The organism is Providencia sp., assembly GCF_003533305.1.
GTDB lineage: Bacteria > Pseudomonadota > Gammaproteobacteria > Enterobacterales > Enterobacteriaceae > Providencia.
The window spans coordinates 212,355-229,839 of the sequence record NZ_DOEH01000021.1; the positions used below are offsets into that span (position 1 = coordinate 212,355).

The window sequence follows — 17,485 nt, forward strand, 5'->3', positions numbered from 1 at the left end:
CCAGTAGCATAATTGCCCATTAACTAAAAAACAAGAACAGTGATTTGATATTTTTAAAACAGCGTTTCATTTTGTTGAACTTATTTTGAAAATGCGTTTTAATAGTAAGCAACACGCAAAGTTATCGTCATAGAGTAGGTGGTAAATATGGGTACAGGTCTACAAGTTGCCGTTATTGGTGAATGTATGGTTGAGTTGCAAAAATCAGGGGAGCTTTATAAGCAAACCTTCGGTGGCGACACGCTAAACACTGCGTTATATTTGTCACGCTTAACGCAATCACAAGGTGTCACAACCCGTTACCTTACTGGATTAGGACAAGATCCATTCAGCCAGCAAATGCTTTCAAGCTGGCAGCAAGAAGGTATCAACACTGAAAATGTCGCAATTTCAGACAAACTTCTTCCCGGCATGTACCTTATTGAAACTTCACCCGATGGCGAGCGCCGTTTTTTTTATTGGCGTGATAATGCAGCCGCTAAATTTTGGTTAAATGAAGACAGCAAAGCACACACACAGCAACTTCTCAATGAACAACAATTTATTTACCTTAGTGGCATCAGTTTAGCCATTTTACCCGACGCCGCACGCCAATTACTGTTTGAAATTCTTCAACAAGCTAAGCAGCATGGCGCTAAAATAATATTCGATAATAATTACCGCCCTACACTTTGGCCTTCAAAAGATGTTACAAAACAAGCATATCAACAAATTCTAAACCTAACTGATATTGCATTTTTAACCTTTGATGACGAACAACTACTCTATGGTGATATCCAAGAAGCTGAATCCATCACCCGCGCTCAGCAATGTGGTGTAAAAGAGATCGTCATTAAACGTGGTGCAGAAGCCTGTTTTATTATTATTGATCATCAAAAAATCGAAGTACCTGCCAATAAAGTCGACCATGTGGTGGATACTACCGCCGCAGGGGACTCTTTCAGTGCAGGATATCTTGCATGTCGTATATTAGGTGGTACACCTATCGAAGCGGCAAAAACAGGCCATTTATTAGCTGGAACCGTCATCCAACACCGGGGAGCGATAATTCCATCTGAAGCAATGCCGGCTATTAATTAATTGAAAAGGTTAAATAATGAATCAGCTACTTGAAAAAATAAAAAGTCTCAAAGTTGTCCCTGTTATTACAATTAATAACGCTGAACATGGCGCACCACTCGCAAAAGTATTAATGGAAAATGGCCTACCTTGCGCTGAAGTGACTTTTCGCACCCCTGCGGCAGTACAAGCAATTAAAAACATGCGAGCGGCTTATCCTGATTTGCTCATTGCCGCTGGTACCGTATTAACTACAGCTCAAGTGGATCAAGCCATTGAAGCCGGTGTTGATTTTATTGTTAGCCCAGGTTTTAATCCAAAAATCGTCGCTTATTGCCAACAAAAAAATGTGATTATCATTCCTGGTGTGAATAGCCCAAGTTTGGTTGAACAAGCGCTTGAATTTAATTTGACCACATTGAAGTTCTTCCCAGCAGAAGCTTCTGGTGGTGTTGCGATGTTAAAAGCGTTAGGTGCCGTTTACCCAGTCAAATTTATGCCGACTGGCGGTATTGGTTTGAACAATATTGCTCAATATACCGCACTACCGTCTGTTCTCGTTTGTGGTGGCTCGTGGATGGTACCTAATTCGCTGATTGATAGCGAAAATTGGCAAGAACTTGGCAAGTTAGTGGCTGAAGCCGCTAGTATTTAATTTTTAGTTAAATAAGCAAACCTCGTTACCAAAATCAAAAATGGTACGAGGCTTGCTGTTTGCATCGAGGAAATTAACGCAAATCAACTATTAATAAACCGTTTTAATTGTTGATGTAATTTATTGTTTTCTTGCTTAAGCAGTTCATTCTCTTCAAGTAAATTGATGGTAATTGCAATACCCGGCCAATCAATTTCCAGTTCATGATAAAGGCGTACTGCACGTTGAACAATAACAACCGCACTATCATCAAATAACCATTCTGTATGGCTGATAATGGGTTGAACTATCCCTAAACCGACAATTTCATTCAATTCATCTTCACGGATACCCGTATGAACGCAAAATTCAACGGTTGTGAGTGTAGTAATTTGTCCCATTATTTTTTCCCCCAATCTTTGCGTGGGTCAAAACCTTGTTGGGAGGCTGCGAGTTTCTCCCAAAGTACAGTCGCTTCAGCATTCGTATTGGTTGGCATGACTATCTTAATGATGGCGTACAGATCGCCGGTTTTTTCTTTACTCGCCAACCCTTTGCCTCTTACGCGCAACCTTTGTCCCGCTTGGCTATTAGCTGGTATCGTCAAGGCAATTTTTTCTTTCAAGGTCGGTATGGTGACTTTAGCGCCTAAAGCCGCCTCCCATGGAGCGAGTGGGACAACAATTTCAATATCATGACCTTTAACATCAAATAGCGGATGCGGTGCAATACGAATTGTTAGCCATAAGTCGCCATTTTCGCCACCATTCTCCCCTGCCGTTCCTTGCCCTTTTAAACGAATTCGTTGCCCTTCTACAACACCTGCCGGAATTTTTACATTCAGAGTTTTAGGTATTTCACTTTCAATAAAGCCATAAGCATTATATACAGGCAGGTTATAACTCAGGGTTCGCGTATGTGCTTCTTGGGTTTCTTCTAAAAAAACGGCCAATTCTATTTCTAAATCGTGACCGCGCGTACTACGTTGTTGATGCCAAGAGCTGCGCCCACGTTGGCCAAATATTGAGGAGTAAATGTCGTCAAAATCTTCAGGGCTGGCCCCTTGCTGACGATAAGATTGATTAGGCTGCCCTTGGCCATATTGCTGAAATTGTGGGTCATTTCTGTGTTCCCACAGTTGGTCGTATTCTGCTCTTCGCTCTTTGTCACTCAAAACTTGCCACGCTTCGGCAATTTCTTTAAAGCGCGCCTCCGCATTGGGTTCTTTACTGACATCTGGGTGATATTTTCGTGCTAGGCGACGATAAGCCGTCTTGATTGTTTTTAGGTCATCGGTACGTTTTACACCCATAATGGTGTAATAATCCTTTAATTCCATAGTCATATCCTGTTTATTTCATGGTGGATAGATTTCTTATGGTGCTCTACGATATCAATTATAGGTCAGGTAAATATAATAACCGACTCAAATTTGACTTATATGACTTAACGCATAAATGCCACTATTTTAGAGGATATCGGTAATATCTATATATGTTTATCACTACCATTATCAATGTAGAAAGCAATTCAGCCCCACAAAAATACAAAAAAAATAGGCAATTTTTATAATTTCACGCTAAACCTATAAGAGCATCTTTCTTTGCAAAGGACCACTCTATGGACGCAATAGCAAATGGCCTTACTTATCACGTTAATCACTCGATTGCGGTTGAAGATTTTATTACGCTAATTAGGCAATCACCGCTCAATGCGACGGTTCAAACCGATAATATCGTTCAATTAGAGAATATGCTGAATAATGCAGATTTGTTGATTAGTGCATGGGATGAAATACAGGTGGTCGGTTTTGTGCGAGCGATCACCGATTTTAGTTCTTGTTGTTATATCGCCGAATTAGCGATAGATACGAACTATCGCCAGCATGGCATCGACCGACAGCTTATGCGTATGGTCGCTGAAGAACTCCCACCCGAGTGCGATATCCTGTTTCTTTCCACTGAAAGCAACCACACCGGATACTTAAAATTGGGCTTCAGCCAATCACCCCGCGCATGGCACACAAATGCCAAAAATTTTTTAGATAAGCTGAATGAATCACAGTGATTAGCTGATAAATAAACAAAAATAGTTATATATCAAATGATTATAATATCGAAATAGATTTAACAACAGCACAGCAGTAACTAAATAGTTCACCATACGAATGGAAGACAAACGAAGATATACTTTAGAAATAACTTAGTATTTTAATTTTTAATCTTAGAATTAAGTCAGTTTTCCCTCGCCACCCATCTGATGCTCTAAATAATTCGTATTGTGGGTAGGCGACCAGCGAGGATATCTTGGGGAGCATACATAAGTATGTGACCCAAGTAGCCGAGAGCAGTCAACACCCCCACAATGCGAAGTATGACGAGCATCTATTTGAGACGGCCGCGGAGACGCTTAATAGCCTGACTATGCAACTGACTCACCCTCGACTCCCCGACATCCAACACCGCCCCTATCTCTTTTAAATTCAGCTCCTCCTGATAGTACAGCATCAAGACCATTTTCTCTCGTTCAGGTAGTTGGTCAATTGCAGCTACAATTTGCTCACGCAAACTGGATTCCATCAGTAGGCTTAACGGATTTCCGCCATCGTCATCATCCATTGAGGGTTCACAACTTTCCCCATGAATTTCATGCCATTCATCATAAGAGGATAGCTGGCTGTTATTGGTGTCTAGCAAGGCTTGGCGATATTCAACGAGGTCAATGTCGAGCGCTTTGGCAATTTCAGGCTCAGTGGCACTGCGCCCAAGGGATTGCTCCAATGTGCCGATCGCTTTCGTCATTTCGCGAGCTTGACGACGCACACTACGTGGCGCCCAGTCACGGCTACGCAGTTCATCGAGCATAGAACCCCGAATACGCTGTACCGCATAGGTGGCGAACGAAGCCCCTTGGGTAGCATCGAAACGTTCCAATGCATGCAATAAACCGATGCCCCCCGCTTGAATTAAGTCGTCGATATCGACACTGGCGGGTAATCTGACTTGCAGTTTTAGGGCTTCATGGCGTATTAGAGGGTAATAACGCTCCCATAGGCTATTTTTATTAATGACACCTTCGGCAGTATACAAATCACTCACAACCTGAATCACCCTTCAAGTTTTACGAAAGGTAGTTATTATCTGTGTTGATTTTAATTTCAATCCGCAGAGTAAGGCGCTAAATCAGGCTCTATTTACCCTATCCTAAATAGGTAAAATTTGAATGATTACCATTTTAATAGTTGTTCTAAGTGGATTTTTGATGTGATTTGTTGGTGACACAATAGATAAAATCCAGCACTATTTTCCTTTAAAATTACTTGGTTAGAGCTAAATTTTAGACTTTACATTTGAAAAGTGGGAGTTTTAAAAAAGTTTTTAAAAATGGCTAATGATGGTCTAAATAATTCGAGTTGTAGGAAGGCGGCAAATAAGGTTATCCCGATGAGCGTACATAAGTACGTGATTCGGGTGGCCTTATGCAGCCAACGCATCTACGACTTGAAGTATGACGACCAAAGAAAAAGGCCAGCAACGCTGGCCTTTAATCAGGAATACAAGTCTAAATTAACGAAGCAGACTCAGAACACCTTGTGGAACTTGGTTAGCTTGCGCCAACACTGCAGTACCTGCTTGTTGCAGGATCTGACCACGGCTCATGTTAGAAACTTCTGTTGCGAAGTCAGCATCTTGAATACGGCTGCGTGCTGCGCTCAGGTTGTTAACAGAGTTGTTCAGGTTGTTGATGGTAGATTGCATACGGTTTTGAATCGCACCCAAATCTGAACGGAAGCTATCAACTTGAGCCAATGCTTTGTCTAAAGTATCTAATGGCTTCATTGCAGATTGCTCTGTTTCAGTCAGCTCGGTTGCTCCGCTAAATGCTACTGTAGCAGCAGTTGCTGGAACTATCGGAGGACCAGGTTGTTCAGCAGCACCAGCGGTAATAGCTTGTGTTGCTTTTAAAGTAACTTCTTTACCTGTGCTGTCTTTACCAGTGATATAAACTTCTGTTGCTGATGCTTTTCCATCAGCATCTAGTTTTTCGAAAACTTTAGCGCCTGTAATTGGTTGTCCACCAACTTGTAACGCATTAGCAGCAGTAGTCGCTGCCGCTTTATCAACAGGTAAACCTGTAGCTTGCTTGTATGCATCTGATGAGTAATCAATTTCTTTACCCATATCACCTTTGCTTGCTGCATCAAAACCAGTTAAACCTAAAGTAGCGCTGTCGATTTTTTTCAGGCCGATAGAGATAGTTTCATTATCGTTAGTACCGACTTGAATACTCATTTTAGTGTCTTGAGTTAATACTTTTACACCGTTAAATTGAGTTTGTTCAGAGATACGGTCAATTTCTTCCATGCGAGCTTTAACTTCTTTATTGATAGACTCAATATCGCTCTTAGAGTTAGTACCGTTTTGTGCTTGAGCAGTCAGTTCACGAACACGTTGTAAGTTATCGTTAATTTCGTTAACTGCGCCTTCAGCGGTCTGTGCAATAGAAATACCGTCGTTCGCGTTACGTGCAGCTTGAGTTAAACCTTTAACGTTTGCAGTGAAACGGTTAGCAATTGCTTGGCCCGCAGCATCATCTTTTGCGCTGTTGATACGTGAACCTGAAGATAAACGCTCAATTGCAGTACCCAGTACGCCTTGTGAACGGTTTAAGTTGTTCTGAGTAGTCAGAGACAGAATGTTAGTGTTAATAACTTGAGCCATGATTTATATCCTTGTTATTCATATTAATACGTTAAGCCTAGATGCTTAACTCTGTAAATTTCGTCAGCAAGTAGATTATCGGCTGCAACCAAAACCCCTTTAGGCCTTTTAATGAATATTTTTGTTAACAAGGTAAGAAATGGCGCTGCTATCAGCTTCTTGACGGATAACTTTTTTATTTAATACCCGAATTTTCATTCATTTCATCATCATTTATTCTTAATAAAGATAATTACCTCTATTTAGCCCCCTTACTCCCGTCATCATTATTTATAGAAATAGTCTAATATTTTCAGCCCATCCGCCGATAAAGAGCTAAACAGTATTTATTTTTAGGATTTATATTCAGGAGTAAGACATGGCAGGTATATCTACACTCGGTATCGGGGCTAACTTAGATTTAAACGTCCAAATGGACCAACTTGAAGCGATGGAACGCCGTCGTCTTGACCCGCTAAACACCCAAAAAGCCAGTTATGATGCACAAATCAGTGCCTTTGGCAAAATGCAATCTTCATTAGAAAAGCTCAAAAAAGCAGCGGAAGATTTAAAAAAGTACGGCGATATCAGCACCACTAAAGTGACGGGTGAATACAAAGCTTTTGACGTCAAAACGGATGGTAAAGCCGTTGCTGGTGTGCATGATATTTTAGTCACTCAGCTCGCTAAAGCACAGACCATTGCCACTAAAGGGCAAACAGATAACAAAGCGCTATTAGGTAGCGATGCCGCTGAACGTACAATTACCATTACTCAGCCTTCGCAAAAAAAAGATAGTGATAAAATCGTTATCAAACTTGATAATGAAAGTACCTCATTAATTGAAATTGCCGATGCGATTAATAAAACTGATAAAAATATCACAGCTTCAGTAGTTAAAGATAAAACCAATAATTACCATTTGGTTGTCACCTCTAAAAAAGAAGGTACCGAAAACCGCATTAGTATTAATGTTGATGGGGATGATACCTTAGCTGCCATATTGAATGTCGAATCTGACATTGATGATAAAGGTAATGTAACTTTAAAAAATGCAGCTAGCTCTGGTATGGAGCAAAAAGTTGCCCCGCAAAATGCCCTGCTTGAAATTGATGGCTTTGAATTAGAATCACAAACCAATGAAGCTAAAGACTTATTCCCTGGTTTAACGCTCACCCTAAAAAAAGAAAGTGAAAATGGCAAACCAGATCATTTGATTGTCTCGGAAGACATTGAACCTGCCAAAGCAAAAATCAAAGTGTGGGTCGATGCTTATAATGAATTCCAAACACTCGCCTCTGAATTAACCAAATATACACCAACAGAAAGTGGCACCGCCCCCAATAAAACTAACGGCCCACTGATTGGTGATTCAACTTTACGAGGCATTCAGAGCCAATTACGCACACATGTACGAACAGCCCAAAATAGTGGAGAGCTCAATTTACTCAATAAAATGGGTATTAAACAAAAGCTTGACGGTACCTTAGAGATAGACAATAAAATTTTAGATAAAGCACTAAAAGAGAACCCTTCCAGTGTTAAAGTATTTTTTGCTGGTGACGGTGAAAAAACTGGCTTTGGTACTGAAAATTTTAATTTCTTAAAAGATACTTTAGACAGTAAAGAAGGCACCTTACATAACGCCACTGACGGCATACAAAAGAAAAAGAAAAGCCTCGATAAGCGTATTGAACAAACCAATAAGCAAATTGAAAACACTATGGACATCTATCGTCGTCAATTCCAAAATCTCGATAAAATGATGAGTTCACTTAGTAGCACCACAAACTCATTAAGCAGACTTTTAGGTTAATCATTATGTATCAACGTAAGGCCAATCAAGCTTATCAACAAGTCAACTTAGAAAGTGAAATTACCAATGCGACACCTTACCAACTGATTCAAATCTTATTTAAAGGGGCATTAAGTGCCCTTAAACGAGGTGAAATCTTTATGGCGCAAGGCAAAGTGGCAGAAAAAGGTAAAGAAATCTCAAAAGTTATCGACATCATTGACACAGGCTTAAAACAATCGCTAAATTATGAGGCTGGCGGTGAGCTTGCTGAAAATTTAGCAAGTTTGTATGACTATATGGTCATGCAACTATTACGTGCCAACCTCGAAAACGACGTGGCTTTAGTCCAAGAAGTTTACCAATTACTCTCCGATATCGCGTCTGCATGGCAGCAAATCGGTGCAAATGTGGATGAAAGATAATCAGGTGGACAATAAAAATCCTATCGATTTACAAGAAATATATCGTAATGTCTTAGTATTAAGTGAAAATTTAGTGGCCTTGGCCAAATCTGCACAGTGGGAGACGCTAGTTTCTCGTGAAACAGAGTATGTGCTTGCGGTTGAAAATCTCACCGTATTAACCCATGAATACGAACAGCAAGAACCCATTACTGATGAATTTATTCAGTTTTTGCAGCAAATTATTGAGAATGAACGTATCACTAAAGAGTACTTACAAAAACATTTAAATTTTCTCAGTAAAGAAATGAAGCAATTAGAACAAAAGCGGGTACTCAATAATAGCTACGGCCAGTTTAATGATTCAGAGACCCCTTATATTATTAAACCCATGGAATGAGCATTCAGGTGTCAGGCATTTCTAGCTGGCACTTAAACCCTCCGTTTAAAAATATTAGCAATCAATAGATTCGCTATATAACTTGATAACTAAAATCTAACCGCCACATACTTCAACCCGAATCCCACGCGCTACTTATCGTATTCATCGGGAGGTTTTAAAATATCGTAGTCGTTTGGAATGAACAAATAAGCAGATAGCTTATTGCTTTAAACGTTGCTGTTTCTTTAATTTTTTCAACAGCATATTACGTTTTAATGTGGATAAGTGGTCGATAAACACTTTGCCGTGTAAGTGGTCAATTTCATGTTGCATCACAATAGATAAAAACTCATCGCTATCAACAATAAATTGTTTACCATTTCTATCGAAAGCCTTCACTTTGACACGTAAAAAACGATCAACATCCGCGTAGATTTCAGGAATAGATAGACACCCTTCCTGATAGCTTGTTTCCCCTTCACTTTCAATAATTTCAGGGTTAATAAACACCATAGGTTGATTACGGTCATCAGAAATATCAATCACCATTATCGACAACGTTTCAGCAATTTGTGTCGCCGCCAACCCAATACCGCTATCAGTACTGTACATGGTATCTAATAAATCATCGATTAATGTTTGTACTGCCTCGAAATCTGTGACAGGCTTACACTTGATGCGTAATCTTTCATCAGGAATTTCAATAATCGTTCTTACTGCCATCGCTTAAATCCTATTAATTCAATTACTTTAATTCAAATATCTATAAAATATTATCGTCTTTTTATTTTTGTGATTACATGCAAAAAATGTCATATCTGTTTGATTGATGATATCTTTTATTATAACTCAATACCTTAGCGCATGATCGGCGTTTTAATCACTTAACAAAAATAGATTACATAACAAGTTTTACAGAAAAATAACATGTTATATAGAAAAAAACACCTGAATTAGAAAAAATAGTGATGAATTATTTTGATAGGTGCTTTATTCAACAGCTTGTTTTCTTGATTTATCTTTTAGCTCATGGCCTTCACGATTATAGTTTTACACTGCTACCACCATAAAAATTTAACTCATTGATATTTTTATGTAATTCAAAATAAGTCAAATACATAATAAACTTATAGTGTAAATTTTAATTCACTCAATTTAATTAAAATTAATTTCACTTTTAATATATTAATTTATAAATAAATACTAAAAATAGGCTAATCACTTTAATTTTCATTGTAAATGTTACCGTATTAATTTTAATCAACCACGGATATACCGAACCAAAATCATTAAAAAACTGATTTTACCATTAAAATAAAATTCTTTATTATTACATTTCACGTTAAAAAGCAAAATTAACTAAACTTAATTTATTAATTTTAATTATTATTTTTTCAATTATATGGAAATTACAGAATGAAAAAGAAATTATTATTAAATAGCATTACTATTACTTTGCTATCGAGTTTATCTTATACCACTATAGCAAATCCAATTATTAATAATGAAACAGTATTAGATGATGGATATGAATATACATATCATACATATAATATGCCCACTCCCTCCTCCTTAGATAACTTAAAAAACAAAACCAATAGTTCTATATATTCAAAACCAGCCCCCTCCTTACATGATTTCAAATTAAAAACCGAGAATCAAAAAAAACCATTATATTTTAATAGCTTAAATGAAAGCAATAAAGAGCAAAATATGGTATCACTAGAGATTACATCACCGTCTCAAGAACCCCACGATTTTGCTACTCATGCCCCCCTTATCTCACCTTTATCAACAACAACTTTAATTTCAACGATAAAAGATAAATTATTAAAACAAGAGCATTCAAATGCAGCCATCCCAACTATGGCTATCATCAGTACTGAAAATGCGTTAGGCAGTAGTGCATTAAACATGCTACTTCTGGAAGGATTTACTGAGGGGCTTATTACTGCATCTACTCCTGTCCTCCCACTGACTCCACCAGCTAAATTTGATACGCTTACTAATAATATCAATTTGAAAAATTCAAATGGACTAAAAAATACTATTTATCAATTGCATACAAACTCAATAAGAACAAATAAATCGGTAATAGAAACAGTAAACAGAGTCAATCATTTAGTTGATGAAATCAAAAATACAAATAAAAATAATCACGAATTAAATAATAAAATAGAAGCTAACTTTAAAAATATAGATAAAGAAATAAGTAATAATAAAATCATTGTTACAAAAATAAAGGCCAATGCCATAAAAACACAAAAAACCAATGATAAAAAGTTTACTGCGTTCGAAAGCAAATATGATAATGCTGTTAATCAACTAGACAACAAAATTGACCAAAGATCTAAAGAGGCTAATTCAGGCATTGCCTCGGTTGCCGCCATGAGCAACATTCCATATGCAACCAATACACGTTTTAGTGCTGGCGTTGGTGCAGGAAACTACAAAAATGGTACCGCGATCGCTGCTGGTGCACAATATCAACTCAAAGAAAACGTAAACTTACGTAGTTCCATATCATGGAATAACTCAGATAGTGCTGTTATGGGGGCGGGTATCGCTTTTGGCTGGTAATTCAGCTGTTAACACCCACAACAGCTAAAGTTATTTTTTAATTACCACTCACTAATAGTGCATAGTGAATAGCTCAATAGTGAATAGTCCCGACATCTTCTCGGTGCTATTCACTAGTCATATCTGTTAATTAAATCTACTACAGAAACTGTCTTACAATTTACTCTTGAGTATATGTCACTATCGCAATTGGCGTTGGATTAATGGTAATCCAAAAGTTAGACATACCTGTGGTTGTTTTTGATGATTCGCCAACTTTATTACATGTCGATTCAAGCTGACACTTATCGCTAATTATTTTACTCGTTTCTTTATTAAAACCCTTCGACGTTAAGTAACTAAGCTCACTATTCAATTTACCCGTAAAATTATCAAAATTAGGTTTAGGCAATGAATAATCCTCGACACCGACAAGAGTTGTAACCACTTGGGTAAGGTTATTACCCTCAAATATAAGCTGATTTTGATAGCTCCAATCATTGAATGGCTTTTGATTATCGAACGTGCAAATGGTTTTACCTCCATTGACTTTACAATCACCGCCTTTAATAAAATTGACACTATCGATCGTTTGTCCCCAATTAAGACCAAACGGTGCGTTAGATGCATTATCACACCCAGCCAAAACCAATGCAGCAAAACCAGCAATAATCCATTTCATTCAGTTACTCCCACTATGCATTATTCAATTGTTATTCATCAATACTTCCATCGATAGACTCACTAAAATAGCTAAGTTCAAATAATGGAAAGTGGAGATCTACAGTAAGCTTAAATCATCTTAATTTAAAGCTGATAAATTTGTCTTATACAAATTGCAACGCTTCTCCTGTCCCTATACAATGCTTGGCTTTGTTAGATAGCGTGGCTGTAATAACATAATAAAAATCATAATATTTGTATGTTTGGCAATTATATTGGCACTTTTCCCCGATGAACTCCCCTGCAAGGGCAATATAGCCGCATAAAATCGGCTCAATAATGCCTAAATTTGATGGATGAACCACGTACAGCACTAACGGATTCGTTCTACTCACTTGTAACTATAACTTTAAGTGTAAATTGTGAAGATACTTTTTTCTCTTTCTTTGACCACAGCACTGCTTTCAGGCGTCTGGGCATGGGTTGCTGACGCATTAGGGCTCATCGGGTGGGCCGGATTTTTGGGCTGTACAGCCTATTTTGCCTATCCTAAAGACGGCATCAAAGGACTTGCTGTAACCGCTATCACTGTCGCTAGTGGTGTTGCTTGGGGTTTAATTATTATTCATGCCAGTTTATGGCTAAAAGATTCTCCGAATGTTATCGGATATCTCATCACAGGCGTTATCGCTTTTATAATGTGTATCCAAGCCCATAAATCATGGTTTGCTTATATCCCTGGAACATTTATTGGAGCATGTGCGATATTTGCCGCTCAAGGCGAATGGGCGATAACAATACAATCTTTAATCGTCGGTGTTTTGTTTGGCTATTCTATGAAACAAAGTGGACTTTGGTTATCTCGAAAATTGAAATAGTCAATTATCTCAAATTTGTGCGAATACGTAGGAAATCTAAAGAGATAAATTTGGGTAATAAATCAAATAAAAAAAACCGCCATAATGGCGGTTCGAACATAATCAAAATGAAACCAAGGGAAATTCAAGACCAAACTGATAATACATTAAATTCACATACTAACAATATATAACACAATGATTTAACTAATGAATAACAACTATATGAGCCAAGTATGAATACCTAATAATACGGAATAAATAGCAAAAGTATTATTAAAGAAACGATAATACCACTATCATGGTATTCGTTTAATGATTAAAATAGTTGATATGACTGAGTGAATATTCATTAACTAAAATAAGAAACTACACAAGAACGGAGTAATTAGGATTTATCTGTATGATTTTATAAAGCGCCAAAGTAAGAATCAGATTTAAATCTTGCATAAAGTAAAATATAAATAACAAATATTAAATAAGGAAGGAAAAACTAAAAGCATTTTAGTAATAACAAATAGAGATAATAGCGTAAAAATTTACCATAGCGTTAAGTAATAGCAGCGGATATACCGCCACCGTATGCTAATGTTACCCTTTCTTTATTTGCATGCGCCACTGAGCATCTGCGAATTGTTCAAACTCAACAACTTCATGTCCCTCTTCAGCTGCCCAACGAGGTATATTTTCTGTTGCTTGCGCACAATCGTATTCAATGACAAGTAGATCTCCCGTTGCCATCAATTCTATTGCTTTTTTAGCTTCAATTAATGGAAATGGACATAAATGGCCGCATGTATCTAATTTAACTGTATTCATATTGTTTCTCACTTTTTCGTATATTGTGGACGAATGATCGTAAAGTAACTAACAATCCAACTTCCCAGAATGATACAGGGAATAAATGCCCAACCTTGCCATGAAAACCAAGCTGTATTCACTAAAGTATTTCCTAACATACAGCCACCAGCTAACCCACTCCCTACCCCCATAAACAAGCCGCCAATTAGACTTTTGAAAATGACCGGAAAACCTGGATGACGAAATTTAAATTCTCGACTTCCCTTTGCCGCAATAAATGAACCAACAAAAATACCAATCAGTAAAAAACCAGCCCAATTAAAAAATTTCAAATTACCTTCAGTCACTAACGAGAAAAGTTGAGCGCTCGGACCACTAATTCCCAAACCGCCAATTCGCCCATCAGAAAGACTTGAAGGCCATGCTAATAATGCAATAACGCCAATTATTATTGCTGAAATAAAGGGATGCCATCTAGCTTCAAAGAGCAAATGTGCAATTCCTGTTCTTTTAGCTTTCATTCTCGGTATTTTTATCGATGACGTTTTCTTGAGATACCTAAATACCAATAACCCTGTAATTGCGACTAATATAAAAATAGCGATATAAGGGGGGATATTAAATGTCTGAGTGATAGTGCTGTTATCTAATTTTGGGGAGGTGATCGGTTGAAATAGATTTTTTAATATCGACTGCCTAATCAACCAACTTGCAATAGCAAAACCCACTACTGCTAAAATACTGCCAATTAACCCCTCTGCTGCTCGATAATAAGCACCTGTTGAGCAAGACCCTGCACATCCCATTCCAATACCAAAAAGAAGTCCGCCAACAATCGTAGCCAACCACGCAAATGCATCTGTCGGAATTTTGGCCAACTCAAAATGGGCGAAAATAAATAAGCCGACACTCTGAATAGAGATAACAATTAAAATTGCAATCAGCATTCGAGTATCACGAAAAAGATAGAGATCGCGTAAGCCGCCAGCCATACAAAAGCGTCCACGTTGCATTACAAAGCCGAGAAGAATTCCTAAGAAAAGCCCGGAGAGATGAGATAAACTTATCATAAGCATCATTCCTATTGAAAACGGATATTCTACTTAGGATAAAATTTAATTTTTTAGATATAAGTCATGCAATATTTAAATAATTTTTATTTTGCCAAATGATAACTTGCATTCAACTTATCAACTATTTCTTCAAAACTTACCCTTCCATCTAAGCAAATAGTGAACCAGTGATTTTTATTCATATGATATCCGGGGAGATATTTATCATTATCAATTATTTTTTCTTTATCTTCTGGACGCATTTTTAAATCTATAATCTCAATAATGCCTTCACCAGATACGCCTATTTTACTTCTTTCAACGGTTAATAATGCAGCAAACCATTTTTGATTATCCAACCGTCTCACAATCGCATTATTGGGAAATTTAGCCCATAAATATTCAAACTCAATGGAATATTCAACGTTAACGTACTCAATAATTTTATTGGCTAGTTCCGACTTAAAAACATTGTTATCAAAACATTTCTCGATGATATCCGATAATATTTGATTATACTCTTGGCGAACAAGGCCAACAAATTCGCCTGTCGATGTTGGGTTTAAATGCAAAGTATATTCTTCTCCTGCATCCAAATCCGTTAACATTGTATGAACTACACCAGAAAGCGAAATAGTTATTTTTAAATGAAAACCACTGCTTTTTAATGTGCATTCATACTCATAACATTGGTCACCTAAGATAAAGCCATAATCAATCAAACGACCGAAATTAGGCTTTTTATTTTTAAAATCAACACGTTCAATTGTATTCATTGCACACCATAGCGTTAAACGGATTAATATAAAAAATTTATTACATCTTAACACCTTAAGCTTTATCATCACCCTATTGTTGGATTATTGCAATCTCAACTTAGCATACTCTAAATTAACTATGATTTTTTTAATTAGAATTAGGCCATTGTAGACTTGCCAATGCAATGAATAGTTCGTGAGTAAAAGCCATATCTAAATTCTAGATAAATAAAAATAAGAAGTTATTTTAAAGTAACTGAAATACATAAAAAAATCATTATAGTTCTTAATAAATGTGAATGTTATTTATTACGATACTCTCTAAATTAAACTTTATAGTCTTTTTCCTATTGTAGTTAAAATCTGAAAACATATTTATCTTATTACATCATAGTAATTAACATTATAATACTCACCCCCTTTAGATTCAAACTGGTTATTTACTTAGGTTTAATTGCGTTATAATATTAAGTTTAATTAAATACAACTATTACCTCTATTCAGAAATTATTACATAGAGGTACTTTAATTTTTTATTTACAGTGAATCTATTATGAATAAAAGCAAAATAAGTATGGCAGTTGCCATTGGTATTTCATTTTTTGTTGTTCAAAGCTATGCAGCTGAAAAGAAAATTGAAATTGAAAAAAAAATAGACTTGGATGGTCGTAAAGGATTAAATTCTGAAGCTTTTCATCTTTCCAATGATGGACAAATCATTGCAGGAAAAATGACTACTGCTATGGGTGATGACAACGTTTTCCATTGGATCACTAATTCAGGAATGACTAATATCGGTACAATTCAACCCAATAATCAAGGTCAAGTTTCTATCAATGGTCTTTCCCGTGATGGTTCAACTATTATTGGTATAGCACAAACTAAATATGGTAACGACACCGCTGTTCGTTGGACTAAATCAAGTGGTTTGGTTCCCCTAATAGGTGCTGGTATCTCTTATGCTCAAGCAGTATCACGCGACGGAAATGTAATTACTGGCCAAATATCAATGGGACCTAATGCAACTGCATTTGTTTGGGAAAACGGCAAAGATACTGTTAGCTTTAAAACAATTGGAACACTTCGAGCTGACCACTCTGGTAATTCCGACCCTAATAGCATCTCAGCAGATGGCTCAACAATTGTAGGGGACTCCAGTACTGATAATGGCTCTACAAATGCATTTATGTGGACTAAAGAAACTGGAATAGTTAGCTTAGGCACGCTAGAAAAAAATAATATAGGATCATCATCAGCCAATGGTGTTTCTACAGATGGGCGCGTCATTGTCGGCTTTTCAACTACTGAAGATACATCGCACCAAGCCTTTAGGTGGACAAAAGCTGATGGTATGCAAAGCCTAGGCTCAATACGCACAGATAAAACTTATTCTACAGCAGATTTTGTTTCTAATGATGGTTCTATTGTAGTGGGAGCCGCTACAGTCGGAACTGGCCCCGCCAGTGCCCCCCATCCTGAACAAGCTTTTCGCTGGACTGAAAAAACGGGCATGGTAAGTATAGGCAGCTTAGCGAACAATGATACAACATTTTCAGAAGCCCATGATGTCAACGATGATATCTCTGTTATTGTTGGTGAGTCCGAAAATGCGAAAGGTGATACCAATGCATTTCGTTGGACTGAAAGCTCTGGCATGATGAACTTAGGCACATTAAAAGTTGATAATAGTGGTTCTTCAACAGCCTATGCTGTTTCAAATGATGGTCTTATTGTTGCAGGAGCCGCATCGACGGACGATAATGATATTCACGCTACCCTTTGGAAAATAAAAAGTTCAACTAAACCTGTTGACCCTACTAA

Annotated in this window: 17 protein-coding genes and 1 pseudogene; 9 read left to right on the top strand and 9 right to left on the bottom strand. The window is 37.2% G+C overall.

Annotated elements, in window-relative coordinates; translation table 11 throughout:
* Positions 1-147 precede the first annotated feature (147 nt).
* Both DD649_RS13475 and DD649_RS13480 read left to right on the top strand, forming a co-directional pair.
* Complete coding sequence (locus tag DD649_RS13475; RefSeq protein WP_294107710.1) at positions 148-1,080, top strand: sugar kinase; 933 nt, start codon at positions 148-150, stop codon at positions 1,078-1,080.
* Between the two features lie 16 nt (positions 1,081-1,096).
* A complete protein-coding gene (locus DD649_RS13480; RefSeq protein WP_294107713.1) occupies positions 1,097-1,714 on the top strand; it encodes a bifunctional 4-hydroxy-2-oxoglutarate aldolase/2-dehydro-3-deoxy-phosphogluconate aldolase in 618 nt (205 codons plus the stop codon).
* Positions 1,715-1,797: 83 nt separating this feature from the next.
* On the opposite strand, the gene DD649_RS13485 is transcribed toward DD649_RS13480, so the two are convergent.
* Complete coding sequence (locus DD649_RS13485; protein WP_336430843.1) at positions 1,798-2,094, bottom strand: chaperone modulator CbpM; 297 nt, start codon at positions 2,092-2,094, stop codon at positions 1,798-1,800.
* Positions 2,094-3,032: a curved DNA-binding protein gene (gene cbpA, locus DD649_RS13490; protein ID WP_294107715.1), complete on the bottom strand. Its 939-nt coding sequence runs from the start codon at positions 3,030-3,032 to the stop codon at positions 2,094-2,096. Before cbpA ends, DD649_RS13485 begins: the two co-directional genes overlap by 1 nt.
* A gap of 281 nt (positions 3,033-3,313) precedes the next feature.
* On the opposite strand from cbpA, the gene DD649_RS13495 reads away from it, so the two are divergent.
* A complete protein-coding gene (locus DD649_RS13495; RefSeq protein ID WP_336430844.1) occupies positions 3,314-3,760 on the top strand; it encodes a GNAT family N-acetyltransferase in 447 nt (148 codons plus the stop codon).
* Positions 3,761-4,077: 317 nt separating this feature from the next.
* Here DD649_RS13495 and DD649_RS13500 read toward each other — a convergent pair whose 3' ends face one another.
* Both DD649_RS13500 and DD649_RS13505 read right to left on the bottom strand, forming a co-directional pair.
* Positions 4,078-4,791, bottom strand: coding sequence for an RNA polymerase sigma factor FliA (locus DD649_RS13500; RefSeq protein ID WP_294107719.1), 714 nt, complete (start codon positions 4,789-4,791; stop codon positions 4,078-4,080).
* 468 nt (positions 4,792-5,259) lie between these two features.
* The gene (locus tag DD649_RS13505; RefSeq protein ID WP_294107721.1) at positions 5,260-6,414 is read right to left on the bottom strand and encodes a FliC/FljB family flagellin; all 1,155 of its coding nucleotides are present in this window, start codon (positions 6,412-6,414) and stop codon (positions 5,260-5,262) included.
* Positions 6,415-6,772: 358 nt separating this feature from the next.
* Here DD649_RS13505 and fliD point away from each other — a divergent pair, with 358 nt between their 5' ends.
* Genes fliD through fliT form a run of 3 tightly spaced genes read left to right on the top strand, consistent with a single transcriptional unit; the run spans position 6,773 to position 8,992 of the window.
* Positions 6,773-8,209: a flagellar filament capping protein FliD gene (gene fliD, locus DD649_RS13510; RefSeq protein ID WP_294107723.1), complete on the top strand. Its 1,437-nt coding sequence runs from the start codon at positions 6,773-6,775 to the stop codon at positions 8,207-8,209.
* Positions 8,210-8,214: 5 nt separating this feature from the next.
* Positions 8,215-8,613: a flagellar export chaperone FliS gene (gene fliS / locus DD649_RS13515; RefSeq protein WP_294107726.1), complete on the top strand. Its 399-nt coding sequence runs from the start codon at positions 8,215-8,217 to the stop codon at positions 8,611-8,613.
* Complete coding sequence (fliT, locus tag DD649_RS13520; protein WP_336430845.1) at positions 8,603-8,992, top strand: flagellar protein FliT; 390 nt, start codon at positions 8,603-8,605, stop codon at positions 8,990-8,992. The genes fliS and fliT overlap by 11 nt, the downstream gene beginning before the upstream one ends.
* A 201-nt stretch (positions 8,993-9,193) precedes the next feature.
* On the opposite strand, the gene def is transcribed toward fliT, so the two are convergent.
* Positions 9,194-9,697 carry a peptide deformylase gene (gene def, locus DD649_RS13525; protein WP_294107730.1) on the bottom strand — a complete coding sequence of 168 codons (504 nt, stop codon included), beginning with the start codon at positions 9,695-9,697 and terminating at the stop codon, positions 9,194-9,196.
* 693 nt (positions 9,698-10,390) lie between these two features.
* Here def and DD649_RS13530 point away from each other — a divergent pair.
* Positions 10,391-11,554 carry a YadA C-terminal domain-containing protein gene (locus DD649_RS13530; protein WP_294107732.1) on the top strand — a complete coding sequence of 388 codons (1,164 nt, stop codon included), beginning with the start codon at positions 10,391-10,393 and terminating at the stop codon, positions 11,552-11,554.
* A 160-nt stretch (positions 11,555-11,714) separates the two neighbouring features.
* Here DD649_RS13530 and DD649_RS13535 read toward each other — a convergent pair whose 3' ends face one another.
* The gene (locus DD649_RS13535) at positions 11,715-12,215 is read right to left on the bottom strand and encodes a hypothetical protein (protein WP_294107734.1); all 501 of its coding nucleotides are present in this window, start codon (positions 12,213-12,215) and stop codon (positions 11,715-11,717) included.
* Between the two features lie 403 nt (positions 12,216-12,618).
* Between DD649_RS13535 and DD649_RS13540 the strand changes: the two genes are divergently transcribed.
* Positions 12,619-13,074, top strand: a complete 456-nt coding sequence (locus DD649_RS13540; protein WP_294107736.1) for a DUF1097 domain-containing protein — start codon at positions 12,619-12,621, stop codon at positions 13,072-13,074.
* Positions 13,075-13,644: 570 nt separating this feature from the next.
* Here the strand turns inward: DD649_RS13540 and DD649_RS13545 are convergent.
* The 3 genes from DD649_RS13545 to DD649_RS13555 all read right to left on the bottom strand — a co-directional run bounded on the left by DD649_RS13545 (position 13,645) and on the right by DD649_RS13555 (position 15,682).
* The gene (locus tag DD649_RS13545; protein ID WP_294107738.1) at positions 13,645-13,872 is read right to left on the bottom strand and encodes a sulfurtransferase TusA family protein; all 228 of its coding nucleotides are present in this window, start codon (positions 13,870-13,872) and stop codon (positions 13,645-13,647) included.
* An 8-nt stretch (positions 13,873-13,880) separates the two neighbouring features.
* Entirely contained in the window at positions 13,881-14,924 is a 1,044-nt protein-coding gene (locus DD649_RS13550; RefSeq protein ID WP_336430846.1) for a YeeE/YedE family protein, read from the bottom strand.
* Positions 14,925-15,010: 86 nt separating this feature from the next.
* Complete coding sequence (locus DD649_RS13555; RefSeq protein WP_294107742.1) at positions 15,011-15,682, bottom strand: MmcQ/YjbR family DNA-binding protein; 672 nt, start codon at positions 15,680-15,682, stop codon at positions 15,011-15,013.
* A gap of 535 nt (positions 15,683-16,217) precedes the next feature.
* On the opposite strand from DD649_RS13555, the pseudogene DD649_RS13560 reads away from it, so the two are divergent.
* Positions 16,218-17,485, top strand: a pseudogene (locus DD649_RS13560) (autotransporter outer membrane beta-barrel domain-containing protein); the annotation flags it as partial.